The sequence below is a fragment of the Massilia horti genome (genome assembly GCF_004614195.1).
Classification (GTDB): domain Bacteria; phylum Pseudomonadota; class Gammaproteobacteria; order Burkholderiales; family Burkholderiaceae_D; genus Telluria; species Telluria horti.
This window is the reverse complement of sequence record NZ_SPUM01000047.1, coordinates 1-17,523: the sequence shown is the minus strand read 5'-3', so window position 1 is coordinate 17,523 and position 17,523 is coordinate 1. Positions and strand designations below refer to the sequence as shown.

Here is a 17,523-nt window from a genome sequence, read left to right as displayed (position 1 = left end):
GATGCGACCAACGTCATGGCAGTGGAACGTGCGCGCGGCAGGCAGTGCCTTGCTGTGCGGCGCGGCCTTGTGGGGCTGTGCCGCCGGGCCGGATTTCCGGGTCCCGCCGCCTGTTCCGGATGCCACCTATACTCCGGTGCCCCAGCCCACCGGGACGGTTGGCACGCAAGGGCCGGGCGGCGCGGCGCAGCGCTTCGTGAACGTGGAATCGGTGGGTGGCGCGTGGTGGCGCGCGTTCGGCTGCGATGACCTGGACCGGCTGGTGCAGCAGGCGCTCGAATCCAGCCCGACGCTGCTCCAGGCCCGCATGCGGCTGGAGCAGGCGCGCCAGGACTATCTGGCGCAGGCCGGAGGCACGCAGTGGCCGCAGGTCGACCTTTCCGTCAATTCGACGCGCGAGAAGATCAATCCGACCGCGATCGGCATCAGCAGCCTGATCGGCAATGTGACGCTGCCCCCGTTCACGCTGTACCAGACCAAGGTCAGCGTGTCGTACACCCTCGACCTGTTCGGCGCCAACCGGCGTGCGCTCGAGGCGGTGGCGGCGCAGGCGGATTATCAGCAATTTGAACTGGACGCGGCGCGGCTCACCCTCGCGGGCAACGTGGTGACTTCGGTGGTGCGCCGGGCCTCGCTGGCCGCGCAGATCGACCTGACCGAACGCATTCTGGCGGTGCAGGAAAGCCAGCTGCAAATCACGGAACAGCGTCTGCTGGCCGGCGGCGTGGCGGAGGGCGACCTGTTGTCGCAGCGTACGCAGGTGGAGCAGACGCGCGCCAGCATTGCGCCACTGCGCGCCCAGCTCGCGCAGGCTGATCACCTGCTGGCCGTGTACTTGGGACGTACTCCGGCCGAGGGAACGGGGAGGGCGCCGGGGCTCGAGAAGCTGGTTTTGCCGACAGAACTGCCGCTGACGTTGCCATCGGCCCTTGCGCGCCAGCGGCCGGACATCCGCGCTTCTGAGGCGCTGCTGCACCAGGCCAGCGCCAACGTCGGCGTGGCCACGGCCAACCTCTATCCGCAGATTACATTAAGCGGCAGTTTTGGACCGGCCGGCGACAAGCCGTCGGACCTGGTGACTAATGTGGCCAGCATGTGGTCGATCGGCGCGGGCCTGACCCAGCCGTTGTTTCATGGCGGGCAGTTGCGAGCGCGGCAGCGGTCGGCGCAGGATGCGTACGAGGCTGCGGCGGCGGGCTATCGGCAGACGGTTCTGCAGGGTCTGCAGCAGGTGGCCGACGCGCTGCGGGCGCTCGAACAGGATGCGCATGAGCTGTCGGCGCGCGACAGTGCGCTGCGCGACGCGCAGGCGGCCGCCAACCTGGCGCGGCTACGTTATGAGGCGGGGGGCTTGAGCATGGTGGCCGTGCTCGATGCGCAGCGCCAGGAACTGCAGACGGCGCTGGACCGGGTGCGCGTCCACGCCCAGCGGCTGGCCGATTCGGCCGCGCTGTATCAAGCGCTGGGAGCCAGGCCCTGACGCTTCATTTGTTCGTCCTCAGTAGGTACGGTGCATATCTGCAATCAGTTGATCACAACCAAGTTTTGGAAAATGCAATCATGCAATGATGTTCTCAACCATTAACAGGAGGACATCATGGAACTGGTAAAAGTGTATCCAAAGCTTCGGCAGCTGTTGGGCGGAACTCCCCGTACTGATCTGCTGACGGCAAGCCGCCTCGACTTCTGCCTGACCCTGCTGCCGCACATGGGCCGCCAGGCTGTGGCTCGCATGCTGGCTGATCACGACGTGCCTATTGGCGTGGTCGTACGTGTGCTGGCCTCGCCCAAGCGCCGGGCGATTGACTCTTAAAGGGCGCGTTTTCCAGCCCGATCCGGCACGCTACTTAACTGAACGCAATTTGTTTCTAATCAATAGCGCCATCGCACCTGCGCGCACACTGCCTAATGTTGCGCGGTGGCTAATCGACGCAACCTCTTCTTTTCACGATGTCGTGTCCCGGACTGCAACCCCGGGGCACGTTCCCTTTTAGAACGAGGTCAAGCATGGTAAAACTTCCAGGCAGTGTGCCGGCATCATTCGCGGATGAGCGTTCCCTTGGGCCGGTGCCGGCCGACGAACGATTCCAGATTACCGTCGTAGTGCGTCGCCGCGCCGAACTGGCGCCCCTCACCGAAGAAAACAACCTGGCCCAACGTCAATACCTCACGCGTGAGCAATTCGCTGCCGCCCATGGCGCCAGCGACCAGGACCTGGACGCGGTCGCCGCCTTCGCGCAGAAGCACGGCCTGGTCGTGGTCGAGCGCAGCGCCGCCCGGCGCAGCATGGTTCTTTCCGGTACCGCCGAGCAGATCACGGCCGCTTTCAACACCTCGATCGAACGCATCGAACATTCCGCCGGCATCTCGCGGCGCCGCACCTCGCCGGTCCATGTGCCGGCCGAGCTTTCCGACATCGTGGAAGGCGTATTCGGGATCGAGGACACCCCGATCGCCAAGCCGCACTTCCAGTTTTCCACCCCGTCCATGGAAATGGCAGCAGAGCAGGCCACGTCCAGCGCCTTTAGCCCGGTCGATGTCGCCAAGCTGTACAACTTTCCCACTGGACTGGACGGCAGCGGCCAGTGCATCGGCATCATCGAACTGGGCGGCGGCTACCGGACCTTGGATCTCAAGACCTACTTCAAGAGCCTGAACCTGCCGGTGCCGAACGTGACCGCGGTGTCCGTCGACGGTGGCAAGAACAGCCCCTCGCTGCCCTGGAGCGCCGACGGCGAGGTGATGCTCGACATCGAAGTGGCGGGCGCCGTTGCGCCGAAGGCGGCAATCGCCGTCTACTTTGCGCCGAACAGTGAGCAGGGTTTTCTCGACGCGATCACCACGGCCGTCCACGATACCGTGAACAAGCCGTCCGTGATCTCGATCAGCTGGGGCGCCCCGGAATCCGAATGGACGCCGCAGGCAATGGCGGCAGTCGACCAAGCGTTCCAGGCCGCCGCGGCACTTGGCGTAACGGTCTGCTGCGCCGCCGGCGATGCCGGTTCCGGCGACCAGAATCCGGACAATTCGAAGCCTGACGGCCGCGCGCACGCCGACTTTCCCGGCTCGAGCCCCTATGTGTTGTGCTGCGGCGGCACGCGCCTGAGCGCGAACGGCGGCGCTATTGCCAGCGAAGTCGTATGGGACGACGACCCGCTGCGCAGCGCCACCGGTGGCGGCGTCAGCGATGTCTTTGGCCTGCCCGCATATCAACGCTCCGCCAAGGTTCCACCCTCGGTCAATCCGGGCGGGCGGATCGGGCGCGGCGTGCCCGATGTGGCGGGGAATGCGTCGCCGGCGACGGGGTATCGGGTGCGTGTCGACTTTCTCAACTTCGTGGTTGGGGGCACGAGCGCGGTCGCGCCGCTGTACGCCGGGCTTGTGGTTCTCATGAACCAGAAACTGGCAAAACACGTCGGCTGGCTCAATCCGCTGCTGTATGGGCCGGTCGCCGGCACCGGCTCATTCCAGGACATCACCAGCGGCAATAACGGGGCGTATTCGGCGAATGGCGGCTGGGACGCCTGCACTGGCTGGGGTTCGCCAAACGGGGCCAAACTGCTGGCGGCGCTGGCCAGATGATCTGACAAGTGGGGTCGGAGTCAAATTGTTTTGCAATTATCGAAAGTTGCTCAACAATTCTACTCTGACCCCACTTGTTTATTTTCGATTGGAATGCAGCAAATATAGGGTCAGAGTCGATTTGTTCGGCAAGTCCTCGAAGTTGCCGAAGAATTAGGGTCTGACCCCAGCCTGGATTTAGACGGCGCGGGATTTCGAACGTACTGTTCGGCGGCGCATTGCCAGTCCAACCAGGCCAATCCCGAACGTCGCCAGTGTCGCAGGCTCAGGCACGGACGTCGTCGTGTTCACCGCAAAGACGCTCAGGCCTGGCAAACTGTATCCGGTGCCGATGGAATAATCCCAGGCAAGCCAGCCATTCGCCGTGGTATAGCCTCCCGGCAGGGGAGCCGCGTTGGTGTTCCACATCTCGTCGAAATCGGATTTCCAGGCATAGAGGCTGCCGTCGCCGTAAAAGCCCCAGATCATGTAGGCACCGGGACCGGCGCCCATCGCCAAAGCATCGCTTGCGAAATTGGCCGGGTTGGCACTCGCGCTGGCGGTCAGCGTCGCCAGTTCGGCTTCGCTGGCGACGTGGTAGCCAGTGGGCAGGATGCCGAGGATCGCCGCGTAGTCCTTGCCGTCGTATTGGCTCAGCGTCTGCCAGCGGTAGCCGGTCGAGGTATCCGTAAAGCTGCCGTCGCCGTTGTTGATCAGGCTCGCATTGGCCAGCGGACAGGCTAGCGCCGCGAGCACGACCGCGTGCGCGGCCAGGATGGTTTTGAAGTTCTTCATTGTTTTGTCTCCGATTATTTTTGATCCGCAGGGTCAGAGCATGTCGACCGCGTCATAGGCGTAAGCCGGGCTCAGGAAGTCGCTGCCAGCCGTGCCTGAAATGACGTTGATCGTGAGCGTGTTGGTTCCGGCGGCGAATGCGCTGGCCGGTACCGCGTAGGTGTACGTCACGTTATTGCCACGGTAGGTACCAATCGTGATGCTGCGCGATTTCGGTTGCGTCGAGGTGGCAAAGGCGGGAGAGGTCCAGTTGTTCACCGTAATCTGCGCCCGGCCACCGTTGTAAGCGGCCGTCAGGCCAATGCGGATCGTGTGATCGGTAACCTGCTCCGGCGTGAGGGTGAAGGTCACCTTGGTCGGCTGGTTGATGCCCGATTTCCACTGCGCCGCGGGGAAGGTATTGAACGGTGCACCGATGGCGTAGGTCACCGGTCCCCACGAGGCGTTGCGCGGGTCCGACGGATGGCGCAGCGTGATTGCCGGGCCGTTGAGGAATTCGGTCGGCTTGCCATCCCAGGTGCCGATGCGCCACACAGCCGGCGTCTTGTCCGGGTCGCCGGTGAGCATCCGTACCGGCAGCGCGGTCGTGGCGCCGCTTGTGACCGTCACGCTCTCGCTGTAGATGCCGAGTTCGTCCTTGTAGACGGTCATCGTGTAGGTGCCCGGTTTCATCGCTGGCATGGAGAAGTTGCCGTTCGGAGCTTTGGCAACCGTCCAGTACTGCGCCGTGTCGTTGGCGAACCCGACCACGTACTGGTGCAGCATGTCGAATCCAAACAAGCCGTTACCCGTCACCTTGCCGCGCTGGCTCGCCGGCACCCAGCCGCTGAGGTTCTGGTTTTCCATCCAGCTCATGTCCGGCGCGGTTGGCGTTTGGCCGTCAGTGAACATCAGCGCGTACGGTCCGTGGAAACCCATGCGCCATGCCTCGGTCTGGTTATGGCCCGAGTTCATGTAGTTGTACACCTCGGCATCGCTACCGGTCTGGTTCTGGATGTCGCGATGGAACGGCCCGCCGGAGCTGCTCTCGCGGTTGCCGTAGACCATGTATACGCCGACGGTCGGGCCGCTCACACCGCGTACCGACAAGTCCATCGCGCGTTGGTTGCCATAGTACTTGGAGCGCGTGGTGCCGTCGGGCATGCCGAAGATGTCGCTGCTTTCGATCGCGCCAGTGTTGCCGCGCAGGTCAGATTCCGCCGGGGCATTCGGGAACGCATTGGAGTTGAGTCGCGTGATCCAGCGCAGTTCGCCTACTGATGGTTCGGCGGTCACGTAGGTGCCCATGTAAATCGTGTTGTCGCCTTCACGTACGAGCAGGTAGTGGACCAGCGTCGGCGTGGTGAGCGTGATCTGCGCGACCGAACCGTTGACGGTGTAGGAGACCACGGCGCCAATGCCCGAGGCAATGTGCGAGCCCTTCGATTGGCCTTGCAATTCCGTGCCGCCCTTGTAGCGGATCGACGTGATGTCCCCATTCGATTGCTTGACCTTGAATACCAGTCCGGAACCCGTGTCGACGGTGAGGTAGCCGCCGGCTTCCGTGACGCCGAACGAACTGGCGAACGCGGTGCTGGCAAGCAGTCTGGGTGCGGGCGAGGATGGGGAATCGGGGCTGCCGCCCCCGCAGCTGGCGAGCAATCCTGCGGCGATGAGACTGATAATCCAGACCGGTATTCGGTGATGCATGGTATCTCCTCCGTGATTTTTGTTGGTTTGTCAACAAGAAAAGAATATCAGCAGTAATTCAAATGAAATCGCCTGAAGCAATCGTACGTACAAAAAATCAGATTTTTGATCAGGCTGGCGGACCGATCCCATCGACTTTCTGTTTTGTAACAATTTGTTCAGTTGTTAAGGATGGTCTGGAAATATCGAGTACCTTTGCTCAACACTAACAACGGGATGTGCTCATGTTGAAACGCTATATCGCCGCGCTGGGCCTGAGCCTGGCGCTGCCCGCCTGGTCGCAGACCACGGTTGCCGATGACACGCCCTCGATGCAACTGGACGAATCAGCAATGGAGACGCAACAAGTTCTTGTTACCGGCAGGCGCCCGGGACCGGGGTTATGGAAGGTTTCCAAGGGCGACCATGTGCTGTGGATTTTTGGAACCTATTCACCGTTGCCGCGCAAGATGGAATGGCGTTCACGAGACGTTGAAGACATCGTCGCCAAATCGCAGGAATTCCTGCCGCCGCCAAGCGCGAATGTGCATGTCGGGACGCTGAAAGCACTTACTGCACTGCCGTTCCTTGTCGGAGCCAAGAACAATCCAGACGGAAAGACGTTAAAGGACGTGTTGCCGCCGGACGTTTATGCGCGCTGGCTGCCGCTCAGGAAAAAATATTTTAAAGACGACGAGGGGATCGAGCGGGAGCGTCCCGTATTCGTGGCCGAGGAGTTATACGGGCGGGCGTTGGCCGCGTCCGGCCTGGGGAATGGACGCGAAGTGCGAATGGCGATCGACACCATCGTCAGGAAAAGCAAAATCAAGATAACCGAGAGCACGGCGAACGCCGAGATCAAGGAGCCGGGCAAGGCACTTAAGGAATTCAAAAAGTCGGCAATGGACGATACCGCGTGCTTTGCAAAGACGTTGACGCAATTGGAAACCGACATTGACGCCATGCGTGTGCGTGCCAATGCCTGGGCGATTGGCGACCTGGCGGTGATCGAAAACCTCGACTATGCCGATCGTAAGGCGGCTTGCGACGCCGCGTTCCTTAGCAGCCCGATCCTCAATAGCGAATCGGATCTGAAAATGATGAGGGAGCGTGTGAGGCAGGCCTGGCTGGCTTCGGTGGACAAATCGTTGGAAACCAATTCCTCGACATTTGCGGTTCTCGAAATGAAGGACATCCTCGATCCCCACGGGCTGCTGGCCGCACTGCGCGCTAAGGGTTACACGGTCGAGCCACCGAAATAAGCGCTATTGCGCGTCGCCGTCGACCACTACACGGTCGCGTCCGGAGCGCTTGGCGGCATACAGGGCCTTGTCGGCAGCCTCGATCAGGGCCTCCGGTTCGCTCAATCGATCCTTGTCCATGCTAGCCACGCCGATGCTGAGCGTGACATAAGGGCGCACTGCGCTTGGCGCCTGTTTGAGGTTGAGCGAAGCGACGTGTTCGCGAATCGAGTTGGCCAGTGCCCGTGCCTGCTCGGCCGTGGTGTCGGGCAGGATCGCCGCAAACTCTTCACCGCCGTAGCGCGCGGCGACGTCGGCAGGGCGCTTGAGCATTTCCGCCAGCGCTTTGGCCACCGTCGTCAGGCAGGCGTCGCCTTGCTGGTGGCCGAAGTGGTCGTTGTAAGCCTTGAACGAATCAATGTCCGTCAACAGCAACGACAGTTGCCCCCCAAGGCGTTGTGCGCGGCGCAATTCGCGGTTGAGTGCCACGTCAAAGTAACGCCGGTTTGCGATACCGGTCAGGCCATCGACGTACGAACGCGCACGCAGCGATTCGGCATGGTCGAGTAATTGGCGCTCGCGGTCGACGGTTCCGCTCACGTCGCGGATTTCGATCAGGCAGAAACGCTCCTTGTCCTCGGAAAAAGGCGTGACCGTCACCGCCTGGTCGATGCGCGCGCCATCGAAACTGCCAGCTTCGCGCAGCGGAAACGGCGCGCGGCTTTGCGACTGCGGGATATTGGTCGCGACATTATCGATTAGTGCGGCCAGCACCGCCGATTCCACGCGCGAGCCGCGCAATTCCGGAAATACCTCGAACAAGGGCTCGCCGCGTACGCGCGCCGCGGACCGCCCAGAACGCGGGACCATCCAGCCATTCCATAAAACGATCTGCTGGTCCGCATCCAGGACGATGAGGCCGCAATTGACGAGATTGACGGCACGCGAGGAAAGGTCGTTTATTGGTTCGGGCTTGGGAATGATCACGGCGAGTTCATAGTCCGGAAATGATGGCTTGGATGATACCGGAATTTATTGCTCTGCAGGAAGCAAAGAGCTGAGGCAAGAAAGCCGGGTAATCGTCGGCGGGGGCATTGGGCTTACCCAGCGGTGCCGGTAAAGCATCACCACACTACCTTTCATTTCTCTTCCATGACGGTGCCTGAAAAATTTCTAATTTTTAACCTGAATAGAACAAAAACCTTATAGCACCTAACAAAACCCTTTACTTGCTCTGATAGTAACAACCTCGTACACTGAGCCATTCCGGACGTTGCTATCGGCCCGTGCGGCTCGTCGCGTATCTCGAACGGAGGACATCATGGGACTCTTAACCTTTAGTATCAACGTTACCTTGGACGGCTGCGTCGACCACCAAGAAGGAATCGCCGACGACGAGACACACGCCTTCTTCACCCGCCTCATGGACGAGGGCGGGGCGATGCTGTGGGGCCGCGTCACCTACGAGATGATGGAGAGCTACTGGCCAGCGGTCGCCTGCGGCGCCGCGGACGCTCTGCCGGCGATGCGCGAGTGGGCGGTCAAGCTGGAGGCCAAGCCAAAGTACGTGGTGTCCTCGACACGAACGGACTTCCCCTGGACCAACAGCCACCACATCGCCGGCGACCTGCGCTCGGGCGTACAGAAGCTCAAGGACGCGACCCCGAACGGCGTGCTCCTCGGTAGCTGCAAGCTCGCGACCGAGCTGGAACGGCTGGATCTGATCGACGAGTACAAGTTACTCGTCCACCCCAGGATCGCCGGCCACGGCCCGACCCTGTACGAGAGCGGACTGCCCAGCACGCGACGGCTCGAGTTGATCTCCGCGAAGCCACTCTGCAACGGCGCGGTCGCCATGCACTACCGGCGCACGCGCTGACGGCCCCAAGTTCGCGCGGATGCCGTTTGCCGTGAAACAGGATGAACCGGCGGATCCAGTCTACGTAGCAATCCTCGGTACGAATACTGTAGTGCTTGGTACGAATGCATGACCGGGCTTGTTCGAGCAAACGTGGTTTCTGTTCAATCTTAATCCATCCCAGGTGGGTTTCCAGGGCGCGATTAGGGCGTCTTAATATTCATATACCTAATTGATAATACTGACGAATTGGCCTTGTGCGATTATCGAAAACGGGCTTCTGTCGGGAACACACGCCCATGTTGGGGTGCCTACTTCACGTTTGCCCCATCTTTTTTCACTACAAAAGGGAAAACATGTCCAAGTCTACGTTCAGCGCTAAAGTGTTCGCGGTTTATGTGTTGTTTGTTGGCGTTGTGCTCGTTGTTGCTCCCAATTTTCTACTATCCATTTTTCGGCTTCCGCAGACCTCCGAAGTTTGGGTTCATGTAGTTGGCGTTCTGGTGTTCAATATCGGCATCTATGCATGGATCTCGTCTAGCCATAAGCCGTTTCTCGTGGCATCTGTCTATACACGGTTCCTGGTCTTCGCAGCATTAACGACATTCGTTGTCATCGGTCTTGCAAGGCCAATGCTTGGTCTTTTGGGAGTAGTGGACCTCCTTGGCGGCATATGGACATACTTTGCATTGAAAGCTGATGCTTCAGTTACCAAAGTCACTGCGAGAGTGGCCTAACCTGGCGCTCAAGGCGGACTGGCCGGACACGGCGCCCTGGGAGAGCTGCTCTTGCGCGGCCACCGAAGTGATCGGACTGGACGCTTACCACAGGTGCGCACCCGCCTCCGGTAAGTCATGCGATCCGCTACAGCCGATAGGGGGCCCGGGCCTTTGATGCCCCGTGCGCAAGCGGATCATATCGACCTGTAACTGTTCACCTAGGTAGGAACGTAGGTCAACATGATCACATTCTCATCAATACGATCATGAGAGATAAGGCGAAGCGGCGGCCGGGGGGCGGCGAAACATGGCTTGCCGTGACCAAGCACGAGGGGGTGCAGGTAGATTCGATACTCATCAATCAGGCCAAGTTCGGTCAGGCTTCGCCCCAGCTCGGTGCCAGCGACTTCGATCTCCCTGTCGTGCTCGGCCTTTATCTTGCGGATCGCGCCTTCAAGATCACCCTCAATAAGCGTGGCGTTGGGACCGACCGACTCCAACGTGCGCGAGACCACCCATTTCGGATGCTTCCGCCACGCCGCCGCGAAGGCGCGTTCCGATGCACCCCATTCAGGATGATCGTCTTCCCAGTAACGCATGACCTCGTACATTTTGCGGCCGTACACAGTGCCCGCCTGCCCCTGGGCCTCCTCGATGAAGTGGCGGAAAAGCGTAGGGCTTGGCGCAAACGCCGTATGGTCGACGTAGCCGTCGAGGGACTGGTTCATTTCGAAAACGAGCTTAGCCATACCCAACTCCTTTCCTCATGGGGACATCCGCGGGGTTCTGATTGCTAACTTGAGAAAATCTATATCGCAATTCGCTTTGCATGAGAAATAGGGCACCGCGAAGTTTTCTCTAGTCCCATTCCTTCTCACTCTCCTGCTCGCGCGCCTTGAGGTCGCGAGCGAACATTTGGTTGAGTTCGTCACGGGCTCGCTTTGCCAGCGATACGTATTGCTTCTGGTCCTTGTAGACGGGGTATACCGCATGCAGCGATTCGATGTTGTGCTGACGGAACTTTAGCGCGGCTTGCCGGGCCTGGTAAGCGCCAAACCCGAGTTCGGTCAGCACGCGCCGGCCCAGATACAAGGCGGACTCGAAGGTCTCGCGCTCAATCACAGACACGCCACGATCCATGAGCTGGAAATAGTGGGTGACGTTGCGCGCGCGGGCCAGGATGGGTAACTCCGGAAACTCCTCGCGCACCGCGTCGACCAGCTTCAGACTGTCTTCCACATCGTCGATCGCCAGCACGAGCGCGCGTGCTTTCGCCAGACCCGCTGCATGGAGCAGGTCGAGCCGGGTGGCGTCGCCGTAAAAGACCTGGAAACCGAAACTGCGCAGGATGTCGATCTGGTCCGGATCGTGGTCGAGCACAGTGAGCTTGACCTGGCTTGCGATCAGCAGGCGGCCGATAATCTGTCCGAAGCGGCCAAAGCCGGCGATGATCACATGGCCTTCGTTCGCTTCGATGTGGTCGGCCGGGCGCCGTTTGGCGGCGGCCAGCCGCGGCGCGATGACGCGGTCGTAGAGCATCAACAGCAAGGGCGTGCACACCATTGACAAGGCCACTACCAGCACCAGGACCGATGCGGTCTGGCTTGAGAAAACACGCGCCGTGGCGGCGGCGCCAAACACGACGAACGCGAATTCGCCGCCCTGCGACAGCACGAAGGCGAACAGCGCCTGCTGGCTGGAAGGTATCCCGAACGCCCGGGCCAGGACGTACAGCACCACGATCTTGATTGCCAAATAGGCCACCACCAGGGCGATCACCAGTTGCGGATGGGCGAAAAGCACCGCAAAGTCGATCGACATGCCGACCGCGATGAAGAACAGCCCCAGCAGCAGGCCCTTGAACGGCTCGATGTCGGTTTCCAGCGCATGGCGATATTCCGAATCGGCCAGCAGCACGCCGGCCATGAAGGTTCCGAGCGCCATCGACACGCCGACCCATTGCATCAGCAGCGCGATCGAAATCACCAACAACAGCGCGAACGCGGTGAAGATTTCGCGCAGTTCGGTGCGCGCGATGATCCGTAGTACCGGACGCAGCAAGTAGCGGCCGCCGGCGATCAGCGCCGCCAGCACCAGCGCAAGCTTCAGAAAGGTCTGCCAGCCGTGGCCGGTTTGAGCGTGGGCCGCTTGGCCAAGCAGCGGAATCAGCGCGATCATCGGAATCGCGGCCACGTCCTGGAACAGCAGGATCGCGAAGCCGGCCTGGCCGGCCGGGGTGGGCAACAGGTTGCGCTCGCCAAGCGATGCCAGCGCGAGCGCGGTCGATGACAACGACAGGCCCAGCGCCGCCACCAGCGCCACCTTCCAGTCGGCCCCGGCTGCGATGGCTGCAACCGCGAGCGCGGCAGCCACCGCAGCCACCTGCGCGCTGCCCCAGCCGAAGATCGGACGCCGCAGTGCCCACAGGCGGCGCGGTTCGAGTTCCAGGCCGATCAGAAACAGCAGCAGCACCACGCCGAACTCGGAAAATTTCAGGATGTCCTCGACCTGCGTGATCAGGCCAAAGCCCCATGGGCCGATTGCGATTCCCGCCAGCAGATAGCCGAGCACCGCGCCCAGTCCGAGACGCTTGGCGATCGGGACGATGGCGACGGCCGCGGCCAGGTAGACGAGGGCGTTGAGCAGGAGGCTGTTTTGCATCGGATCTGGACCGGCGGCCTAGTCAGCGGCGGTGGGCGCGGAAGCTGCGTAGTTTGACAAGCGCTCGCGAAACAGCGCGACGTGGGCCTGCAGTTTGTCTTCATCCAGGCCGCTGGCGCCATGCAGGATGAGCGGCGCGATCCAGCGCATGCCGCACAGTGCCGCGGTCTGTTCGAATGGCGCCAGAAAATCTGCGAACGGCCGGCCGTGCAGGCCCCCAGGCCGGTAAGCCTCGATGCCGCTGCCGGTGCTGGCGACCAGCCAGAAGCTTTTGCCCTTGAGCGCGCCTTCATTGCGTTCGTAGGCCCAGCGCGCATCGAACACGACATCGAGCCATTCCTTGAGCAGCGACGGCATGCTGTACCAGCGGATCGGGTGCATGAAGACCAGCAGATGCGACGCCTCGACCAGTTTGCGTTCGTGCGCCGCGTCGATGTAAAAGTCCGGATAGGTCTGGTACAGGTCGCGCACCTGAACCCCGGGGACGTCGCGGGCGGCCTCGGCCAGCAAACGGTTTGCGCGCGAGCGCTGTGGCGCCGGATGGGCGTAAAGGACAAGGATGCCGTTGCCGGACGCCATTGGGGTAGGTGAGGATGGGGCAGGATGGGTATTGCCGTTATAGCACACAACCCGGCAAAGGTGCGCGCCGCGCTGCCCAACTAAGCGGCAGAGGCGCGGTCAAACTGGCAATGCCACATCATCCACTTTACAGGAGGCCGTTATGGCGAACTCGCAAGATGCCCCGGACAACCAGGCCTGGCCGCCCTTGCCATTTCCGGAGTGGAGCGACACCTGCAGTACCTTGCACATGTGGTTCCAGATCGTCGGCAAGATTCGCATGGTCCAGACGCCCTGGACCAATCATGCCTGGAATGTCACCTTGTACCTGACCGCGCGCGGGCTGACGACGTCGCCTATTCCCTACGGCACGCGCCTGTTCGGGATCGATTTCGATTTCATCGATCACGAACTCAGGATCGACACCAGCGACGGCATGCGACGCATGATCCCGCTGCGCGCGCGGGCGGTGGCCGACATGTATGACGATGTGTTCGCCCAGCTTGCCGACCTTGGCATGCGGATCCGGATCAATGCCGTGCCCAATGAGGTTGTGGAAGCGATTCCATTTACGGTGGACCGCAAGCATGCCTCCTATGATCCCGTTTTCGCGAACCGCTACTTCCGAGCGTTGGCGCAGGCTGATCGGGTGTTCAAGAAGTTTCGTGCGCGCTTCATCGGCAAGAATAGTCCGGTCCATTTATTCTGGGGCAGCATGGACCTGGCCACCACGCGCTTTTCAGGCCGGACAGCGCCAGCCCACCCGGGAGGCATCCCGAATTGTCCGGACTGGGTCACGCGCGATGCGTACTCGCATGAGGTCAGCAGTTGCGGATTCTGGCCGGGGAACGAGCAGATGCCGGAGGCGGTGTTCTATTCGTATGCGTATCCTGAGCCGACTGGATTCAAGTCCGCCGCGGTGCGGCCATCGGAGGCAAGATACGACGCGGGATTTGGTGAGTTCGTGTTGCCGTATGAGGTGGTGCGCCAGGCGCAGGACCCCGACGCGGTGTTGCTCGACTTTTTGCAGAGCACCTATGAGGCCGCGGCTGATTTGGCCAAGTGGGACCGCAGGGCGTTGGAGGCCACCGCAGAAGTACCTCGGTCGTAACGTCAATTACCAACGTACGAAAAATAGCCCGGGAACGACGGTTTTTGGGCTAACTACGTGTTTTTTTTGAGGCCGTCTAGTCGACGTAGGGTGCACACCTGTGCGCACGCTGTACGGTTGAATGCCGTTGGCGCCGGTACGCACACGTACCGCGTGCGCACAGGTGCGCACCCTACGGCGGTAAGCACGGGCGGGGCGATCTAGTTGAGTGGAGTCTTGAGCATCGAGGGATAACCCACGTCCTCAGTAGCCTTCTTGAGATCGGCGACGGTCGCCTTGCTGTCGTCATACACGATCACGGCCTCGCGGCGGTCGTAGCTGACCTTGACCTTGGAAACGCCGGGCACCTTGACCAGTGAGGCCTTGATCGTGATCGGGCAGGTCGCGCAATCCATGGTCGGGATGTTCAGCGCCACGGTTTGGTTTTTGGCCAGGGCCAGCGGGCTGGCGCACAACAGCGCGGCAACAAGCGGGAGCGAGCGAAAGGTTTGCATGGCGGTCAATAGAAAACAGGGGCAATCAAGGGAAACAGCAGCAGGGCGGCGATGAACACCGCGCAGCCGACGAAGAGGCGCCGCATCAGCGGGCGCGTCACCGCACAAGCGGCGTCTTCTTCCATCGAGCATGCCTGCACGGGACGGAAGACGAGGTACCCAGCCCAGCCGAGGGCGCCGACGGCTGCCGCGACCAGGTAGGGTGTGGCCGGCTTGAGCACGGAAAGGTGCACCATCCAGGCGCCTGTAATGCCGGCCAGAACCAGTACCAGCGGCAGCACGCAGCAGGTCGAAGCGAGCAGGGCCGAAGCCACCGCGAGCGTCATCCACCCCAGGCCCTGGTTCCTGCGTGTGAGTGCTGCGTTCGATTTCACTGAAACTGGTTCCGTTTGCATAGTTCCGGTCAATCAGGCGCGGCGGCAAACCGCGCCTGCCACGAGTTAAGCCTGGAGTTGGCGTGCCGTGATCGTGTATTTGAACGAGTCCGGGTCGAGTGGATCGTAGGCCTCGCCGTTCGTCTGGGCCTGCGGATACATCAGGAACCCGAGCTTGCCTGCGCTCGAACCCGGCAGGCTTACGTCGTGGGCGAAATTGTAGGCCATCCAGTTGCCTTCCCAGCCGCCGAACAGCGCCTTCTTGACCGGCGCGACCACCGGATTGTCCGGGTCCTTGATCCAGCTGCCGGTTTCCAGGCGCATGACCTTGCCCACGTCGGCCGGGTCCATTGCCACCCAGCCGTGCTTCTTCAGGTAGACCTCGGCGCGGCAGTGCTGCGCGCCCTTGAGCGAGGCCGGATTGCCGCCCAGCTCGCGATAGCCGAAGGCGCTGGGCACCAGGCGCAGGCCGTACACGTCCCGCGCCGGCACGCCGGCCGCGCGGCACAGGCCAACGAACAGCCCGTTGATGTCGCCGCATTTGCCGCCGAAGTTGCCGGTCTCGAGCATCGTCTTGATATCCCCGGTTCCACAGCCTTTGACCTTTGGCTCGCGGAAAGTGTTCAGCACAATCCAGTCGTAGATGCGCTGTACCTTTTCCGCGTCGGAACGCGAGCCGCTGGTGATCTGGGTCGCGGTCTTGCGCACGATGCCGTCTGTGGGCATCAGGTCGGTCGGCTTGAGCCACACGCGCAGGTCTTGCGAGTCCTCGGGAGTGAAGACGCCCGGCGCCTTCCAGTCGTGGGCGCGGTCGCGGGTCTGGATGCGCGAAGCTACTTCCAGCACCGGGCTGCTTACGCCGTCGAACTCGGCGACAAGGAAGCGCGCGCCGTAGTTGCTGTCGATGCCAACGCGCATCGACTTGGCGTTGCCCGACCAGTTGTCCGACAGCGAGCGCTGCCAATCGGTGGAGACCGACGGCAGCGGCACCCAGACCGTCGACGGACCGGTGTGCTGCAGGTTGACCTTGGTGACGACCTCGAAGGTACGCCAGTCGCCCGGGCGCGGGTCGAACAGGCGCCGCTCCTGGGTCTGCGCCAGGAGGCTTCCCGGCAGGGCGCCGAGCAGCATGGTGCCGCAGGCCCCCTTGAGCAGCGAGCGTCGTGTGATTTTGTGGTCTTGCATTCAGTTTCTCCCAAGTCTGGTTGCTTTGTTGTCGCGGCTTGCGCCGCATTTATTGTTGCAGCATGCTCTCCAACGCCTGGCGAAAGCCGGCGTCGTTGATATCCAATTCGCCGGTCACGCGCCAGCGGGCATGCCCGTCGCGGTCGATCAGCACGGTGGTTGGCATTACGCCGCTGCTCCACTGTTTGAATGCCGCGCCGGTCTTGTCGCGCAGGACCGGAAAACGAAACGGGTGCTCACGGGTGAAGCGGACAATCGCGTCCGATCCTTCCTTGTAGTTGACGCCCAGCACGACCAGATTGTCGCGTTGCGCCAGTTCGTTGAGCACCGGAAGTTCCTCAACACAGGGCCCGCACCAGCTAGCCCAAAAATTGAGCACGACCGGCTTGCCGCTCAGCTCTTCCAGACTCCATTCCTTGCCGGCGAGGTCAGTCAGCTTGAGCTGCGGCGTGGGAGTCCTGGCGGGCCAGCGGCGGAGAATCGATTCCGCTGCCGAAAGCGATGTGCTTGTGGTTCCGAGCGCCAACAGGAGTGAGGCCGCTATGCACAACCGGCCGCGTGAAGTCCTAATCAGCATGAAACTCGGTAATCCTGGTTGGGGCAAACAATGGCCGACATGATAGCAGATTCGTGTAATCGAAGCCGCGAGCGCCGTGCATTGTAGGGTTCGCACGCTGCAAGGTTGGGCAGAGAATCGTAACGTGAAAGAAAGCACTGTACGGACGTGCAGCGTCCTGACCTGAGTAGGCCATCGAAAATTGTGTTACGCCTGCGCTTACGCGGTTTGGACGATATGTCCGAACTTCTTGAGTGCCTTGATCCAGCGAGGCGCGTTACGTTTTACCGCGAGAGCTTCGTAGTCGGTGGCGCTATCCCGGTAACATTGGCCACGCTTGAGCATGAAGAACACGGTACGCAGCAGCTTGTGTGCGATGGCGATGATGGCGCGCTTGTGCCCCCGCCGGATGTGCAGCGACTCGAATTTGGATTTGAAGACGCAGGTGGTGCGTCTGGCGGAATGGGCGAATTCGCACAGCAACCGGCGCACGTAGGGGTTGCCCTTGCCAGCCCGGCCTGACTTGCGCTTGCCGGCCGATTCATTGTTGCCCGGGCAGACGCCGACCCACGAGGCCAGCCGGTCGGGGCTGCCGAAGGCGCCCATGTCGGTGCCGATTTCGACCAGCAGCATCGCCGCGCCGATCAGGTCCACGCCGGGCAGGGTTTGCAGCAGCGCGAGCGTGTTGCGCTGCTCTTCCATTTCTGTCAGTAGGTAGGTATCGAAACGCGCGATGCGTGCC

General features: G+C 61.7%; 18 protein-coding genes and 1 pseudogene. 7 read left to right on the top strand and 12 right to left on the bottom strand.

Annotation, left to right across the window (positions count from 1 at the left end; genetic code table 11):
- Position 1: 1 nt before the first annotated feature.
- The 3 genes from E4O92_RS08000 to E4O92_RS07990 all read left to right on the top strand — a co-directional run bounded on the left by E4O92_RS08000 (position 2) and on the right by E4O92_RS07990 (position 3,582).
- On the top strand, positions 2 to 1,480 hold the full coding sequence (locus tag E4O92_RS08000) for an efflux transporter outer membrane subunit (protein WP_135189240.1): 1,479 nt from the start codon (positions 2 to 4) through the stop codon (positions 1,478 to 1,480).
- Positions 1,481 to 1,597: 117 nt separating this feature from the next.
- Positions 1,598 to 1,813, top strand: a complete 216-nt coding sequence (locus E4O92_RS07995; RefSeq protein ID WP_135189239.1) for a hypothetical protein — start codon at positions 1,598 to 1,600, stop codon at positions 1,811 to 1,813.
- Positions 1,814 to 2,007: 194 nt separating this feature from the next.
- Complete coding sequence (locus tag E4O92_RS07990) at positions 2,008 to 3,582, top strand: S53 family peptidase (RefSeq protein ID WP_135189238.1); 1,575 nt, start codon at positions 2,008 to 2,010, stop codon at positions 3,580 to 3,582.
- A gap of 177 nt (positions 3,583 to 3,759) precedes the next feature.
- On the opposite strand, the gene E4O92_RS07985 is transcribed toward E4O92_RS07990, so the two are convergent.
- Both E4O92_RS07985 and E4O92_RS07980 read right to left on the bottom strand, forming a co-directional pair.
- Positions 3,760 to 4,356: a PEP-CTERM sorting domain-containing protein gene (locus E4O92_RS07985; RefSeq protein WP_135189237.1), complete on the bottom strand. Its 597-nt coding sequence runs from the start codon at positions 4,354 to 4,356 to the stop codon at positions 3,760 to 3,762.
- A gap of 33 nt (positions 4,357 to 4,389) precedes the next feature.
- Positions 4,390 to 6,045, bottom strand: a complete 1,656-nt coding sequence (locus E4O92_RS07980) for a rhamnogalacturonan lyase B N-terminal domain-containing protein (RefSeq protein ID WP_135189236.1) — start codon at positions 6,043 to 6,045, stop codon at positions 4,390 to 4,392.
- 224 nt (positions 6,046 to 6,269) lie between these two features.
- Between E4O92_RS07980 and E4O92_RS07975 the strand changes: the two genes are divergently transcribed.
- The gene (locus E4O92_RS07975) at positions 6,270 to 7,286 is read left to right on the top strand and encodes a TraB/GumN family protein (RefSeq protein ID WP_135189235.1); all 1,017 of its coding nucleotides are present in this window, start codon (positions 6,270 to 6,272) and stop codon (positions 7,284 to 7,286) included.
- 3 nt (positions 7,287 to 7,289) lie between these two features.
- On the opposite strand, the gene E4O92_RS07970 is transcribed toward E4O92_RS07975, so the two are convergent.
- Positions 7,290 to 8,252 carry a sensor domain-containing diguanylate cyclase gene (locus E4O92_RS07970; RefSeq protein ID WP_135189234.1) on the bottom strand — a complete coding sequence of 321 codons (963 nt, stop codon included), beginning with the start codon at positions 8,250 to 8,252 and terminating at the stop codon, positions 7,290 to 7,292.
- 334 nt (positions 8,253 to 8,586) lie between these two features.
- Here E4O92_RS07970 and E4O92_RS07965 point away from each other — a divergent pair, with 334 nt between their 5' ends.
- Entirely contained in the window at positions 8,587 to 9,144 is a 558-nt protein-coding gene (locus E4O92_RS07965) for a dihydrofolate reductase family protein (protein WP_135189233.1), read from the top strand.
- 16 nt (positions 9,145 to 9,160) lie between these two features.
- Here E4O92_RS07965 and E4O92_RS25325 read toward each other — a convergent pair.
- Positions 9,161 to 9,274, bottom strand: a pseudogene (locus E4O92_RS25325) (phage integrase N-terminal SAM-like domain-containing protein); the annotation flags it as partial.
- Positions 9,275 to 9,479: 205 nt separating this feature from the next.
- On the opposite strand from E4O92_RS25325, the gene E4O92_RS07955 reads away from it, so the two are divergent.
- Positions 9,480 to 9,860, top strand: coding sequence for a hypothetical protein (locus tag E4O92_RS07955; RefSeq protein ID WP_135189232.1), 381 nt, complete (start codon positions 9,480 to 9,482; stop codon positions 9,858 to 9,860).
- A gap of 200 nt (positions 9,861 to 10,060) precedes the next feature.
- On the opposite strand, the gene E4O92_RS07950 is transcribed toward E4O92_RS07955, so the two are convergent.
- From E4O92_RS07950 to kefF, 3 genes are all read right to left on the bottom strand, one after another.
- A complete protein-coding gene (locus E4O92_RS07950; RefSeq protein WP_135189231.1) occupies positions 10,061 to 10,591 on the bottom strand; it encodes a dihydrofolate reductase family protein in 531 nt (176 codons plus the stop codon).
- A gap of 109 nt (positions 10,592 to 10,700) precedes the next feature.
- Positions 10,701 to 12,503, bottom strand: coding sequence for a glutathione-regulated potassium-efflux system protein KefC (gene kefC, locus E4O92_RS07945; RefSeq protein ID WP_135189230.1), 1,803 nt, complete (start codon positions 12,501 to 12,503; stop codon positions 10,701 to 10,703).
- Positions 12,504 to 12,521: 18 nt separating this feature from the next.
- Entirely contained in the window at positions 12,522 to 13,082 is a 561-nt protein-coding gene (gene kefF, locus E4O92_RS07940) for a glutathione-regulated potassium-efflux system oxidoreductase KefF (protein ID WP_135189229.1), read from the bottom strand.
- Positions 13,083 to 13,224: 142 nt separating this feature from the next.
- Here kefF and E4O92_RS07935 point away from each other — a divergent pair, with 142 nt between their 5' ends.
- Positions 13,225 to 14,172 carry a DUF5996 family protein gene (locus E4O92_RS07935; protein WP_135189228.1) on the top strand — a complete coding sequence of 316 codons (948 nt, stop codon included), beginning with the start codon at positions 13,225 to 13,227 and terminating at the stop codon, positions 14,170 to 14,172.
- 200 nt (positions 14,173 to 14,372) lie between these two features.
- On the opposite strand, the gene merP is transcribed toward E4O92_RS07935, so the two are convergent.
- The 5 genes from merP to E4O92_RS07910 form a co-directional block, all read right to left on the bottom strand.
- On the bottom strand, positions 14,373 to 14,666 hold the full coding sequence (gene merP, locus E4O92_RS07930; protein ID WP_135189227.1) for a mercury resistance system periplasmic binding protein MerP: 294 nt from the start codon (positions 14,664 to 14,666) through the stop codon (positions 14,373 to 14,375).
- Positions 14,667 to 14,671: 5 nt separating this feature from the next.
- Complete coding sequence (locus tag E4O92_RS07925; protein ID WP_167759728.1) at positions 14,672 to 15,040, bottom strand: mercuric transporter MerT family protein; 369 nt, start codon at positions 15,038 to 15,040, stop codon at positions 14,672 to 14,674.
- A gap of 66 nt (positions 15,041 to 15,106) precedes the next feature.
- On the bottom strand, positions 15,107 to 16,225 hold the full coding sequence (locus tag E4O92_RS07920) for a transglutaminase-like domain-containing protein (RefSeq protein WP_135189225.1): 1,119 nt from the start codon (positions 16,223 to 16,225) through the stop codon (positions 15,107 to 15,109).
- Positions 16,226 to 16,274: 49 nt separating this feature from the next.
- Entirely contained in the window at positions 16,275 to 16,802 is a 528-nt protein-coding gene (locus tag E4O92_RS07915; protein ID WP_135189224.1) for a TlpA family protein disulfide reductase, read from the bottom strand.
- A 198-nt stretch (positions 16,803 to 17,000) separates the two neighbouring features.
- Positions 17,001 to 17,523 (bottom strand): transposase (locus tag E4O92_RS07910; protein WP_135189223.1); only part of this gene is annotated, 523 nt, incomplete at its 5' end.

Excerpts from the sequence above, each read along its gene's own strand:
- E4O92_RS07995 (WP_135189239.1), top strand. The coding sequence starts at position 1,598 with ATGGAACTGGTAAAAGTGTATCCAAAGCTTCGGCAGCTGTTGGGCGGA.
- E4O92_RS08000 (WP_135189240.1), top strand. The coding sequence starts at position 2 with ATGCGACCAACGTCATGGCAGTGGAACGTGCGCGCGGCAGGCAGTGCC.
- E4O92_RS07980 (WP_135189236.1), bottom strand. The coding sequence starts at position 6,045 with ATGCATCACCGAATACCGGTCTGGATTATCAGTCTCATCGCCGCAGGA.
- E4O92_RS07950 (WP_135189231.1), bottom strand. The coding sequence starts at position 10,591 with ATGGCTAAGCTCGTTTTCGAAATGAACCAGTCCCTCGACGGCTACGTC.
- kefF (WP_135189229.1), bottom strand. The coding sequence starts at position 13,082 with ATGGCGTCCGGCAACGGCATCCTTGTCCTTTACGCCCATCCGGCGCCA.
- kefC (WP_135189230.1), bottom strand. The coding sequence starts at position 12,503 with ATGCAAAACAGCCTCCTGCTCAACGCCCTCGTCTACCTGGCCGCGGCC.
- E4O92_RS07920 (WP_135189225.1), bottom strand. The coding sequence starts at position 16,225 with ATGCAAGACCACAAAATCACACGACGCTCGCTGCTCAAGGGGGCCTGC.
- E4O92_RS07965 (WP_135189233.1), top strand. The coding sequence starts at position 8,587 with ATGGGACTCTTAACCTTTAGTATCAACGTTACCTTGGACGGCTGCGTC.
- E4O92_RS07985 (WP_135189237.1), bottom strand. The coding sequence starts at position 4,356 with ATGAAGAACTTCAAAACCATCCTGGCCGCGCACGCGGTCGTGCTCGCG.
- E4O92_RS07955 (WP_135189232.1), top strand. The coding sequence starts at position 9,480 with ATGTCCAAGTCTACGTTCAGCGCTAAAGTGTTCGCGGTTTATGTGTTG.
- E4O92_RS07990 (WP_135189238.1), top strand. The coding sequence starts at position 2,008 with ATGGTAAAACTTCCAGGCAGTGTGCCGGCATCATTCGCGGATGAGCGT.
- E4O92_RS07935 (WP_135189228.1), top strand. The coding sequence starts at position 13,225 with ATGGCGAACTCGCAAGATGCCCCGGACAACCAGGCCTGGCCGCCCTTG.
- E4O92_RS07915 (WP_135189224.1), bottom strand. The coding sequence starts at position 16,802 with ATGCTGATTAGGACTTCACGCGGCCGGTTGTGCATAGCGGCCTCACTC.
- merP (WP_135189227.1), bottom strand. The coding sequence starts at position 14,666 with ATGCAAACCTTTCGCTCGCTCCCGCTTGTTGCCGCGCTGTTGTGCGCC.
- E4O92_RS07975 (WP_135189235.1), top strand. The coding sequence starts at position 6,270 with ATGTTGAAACGCTATATCGCCGCGCTGGGCCTGAGCCTGGCGCTGCCC.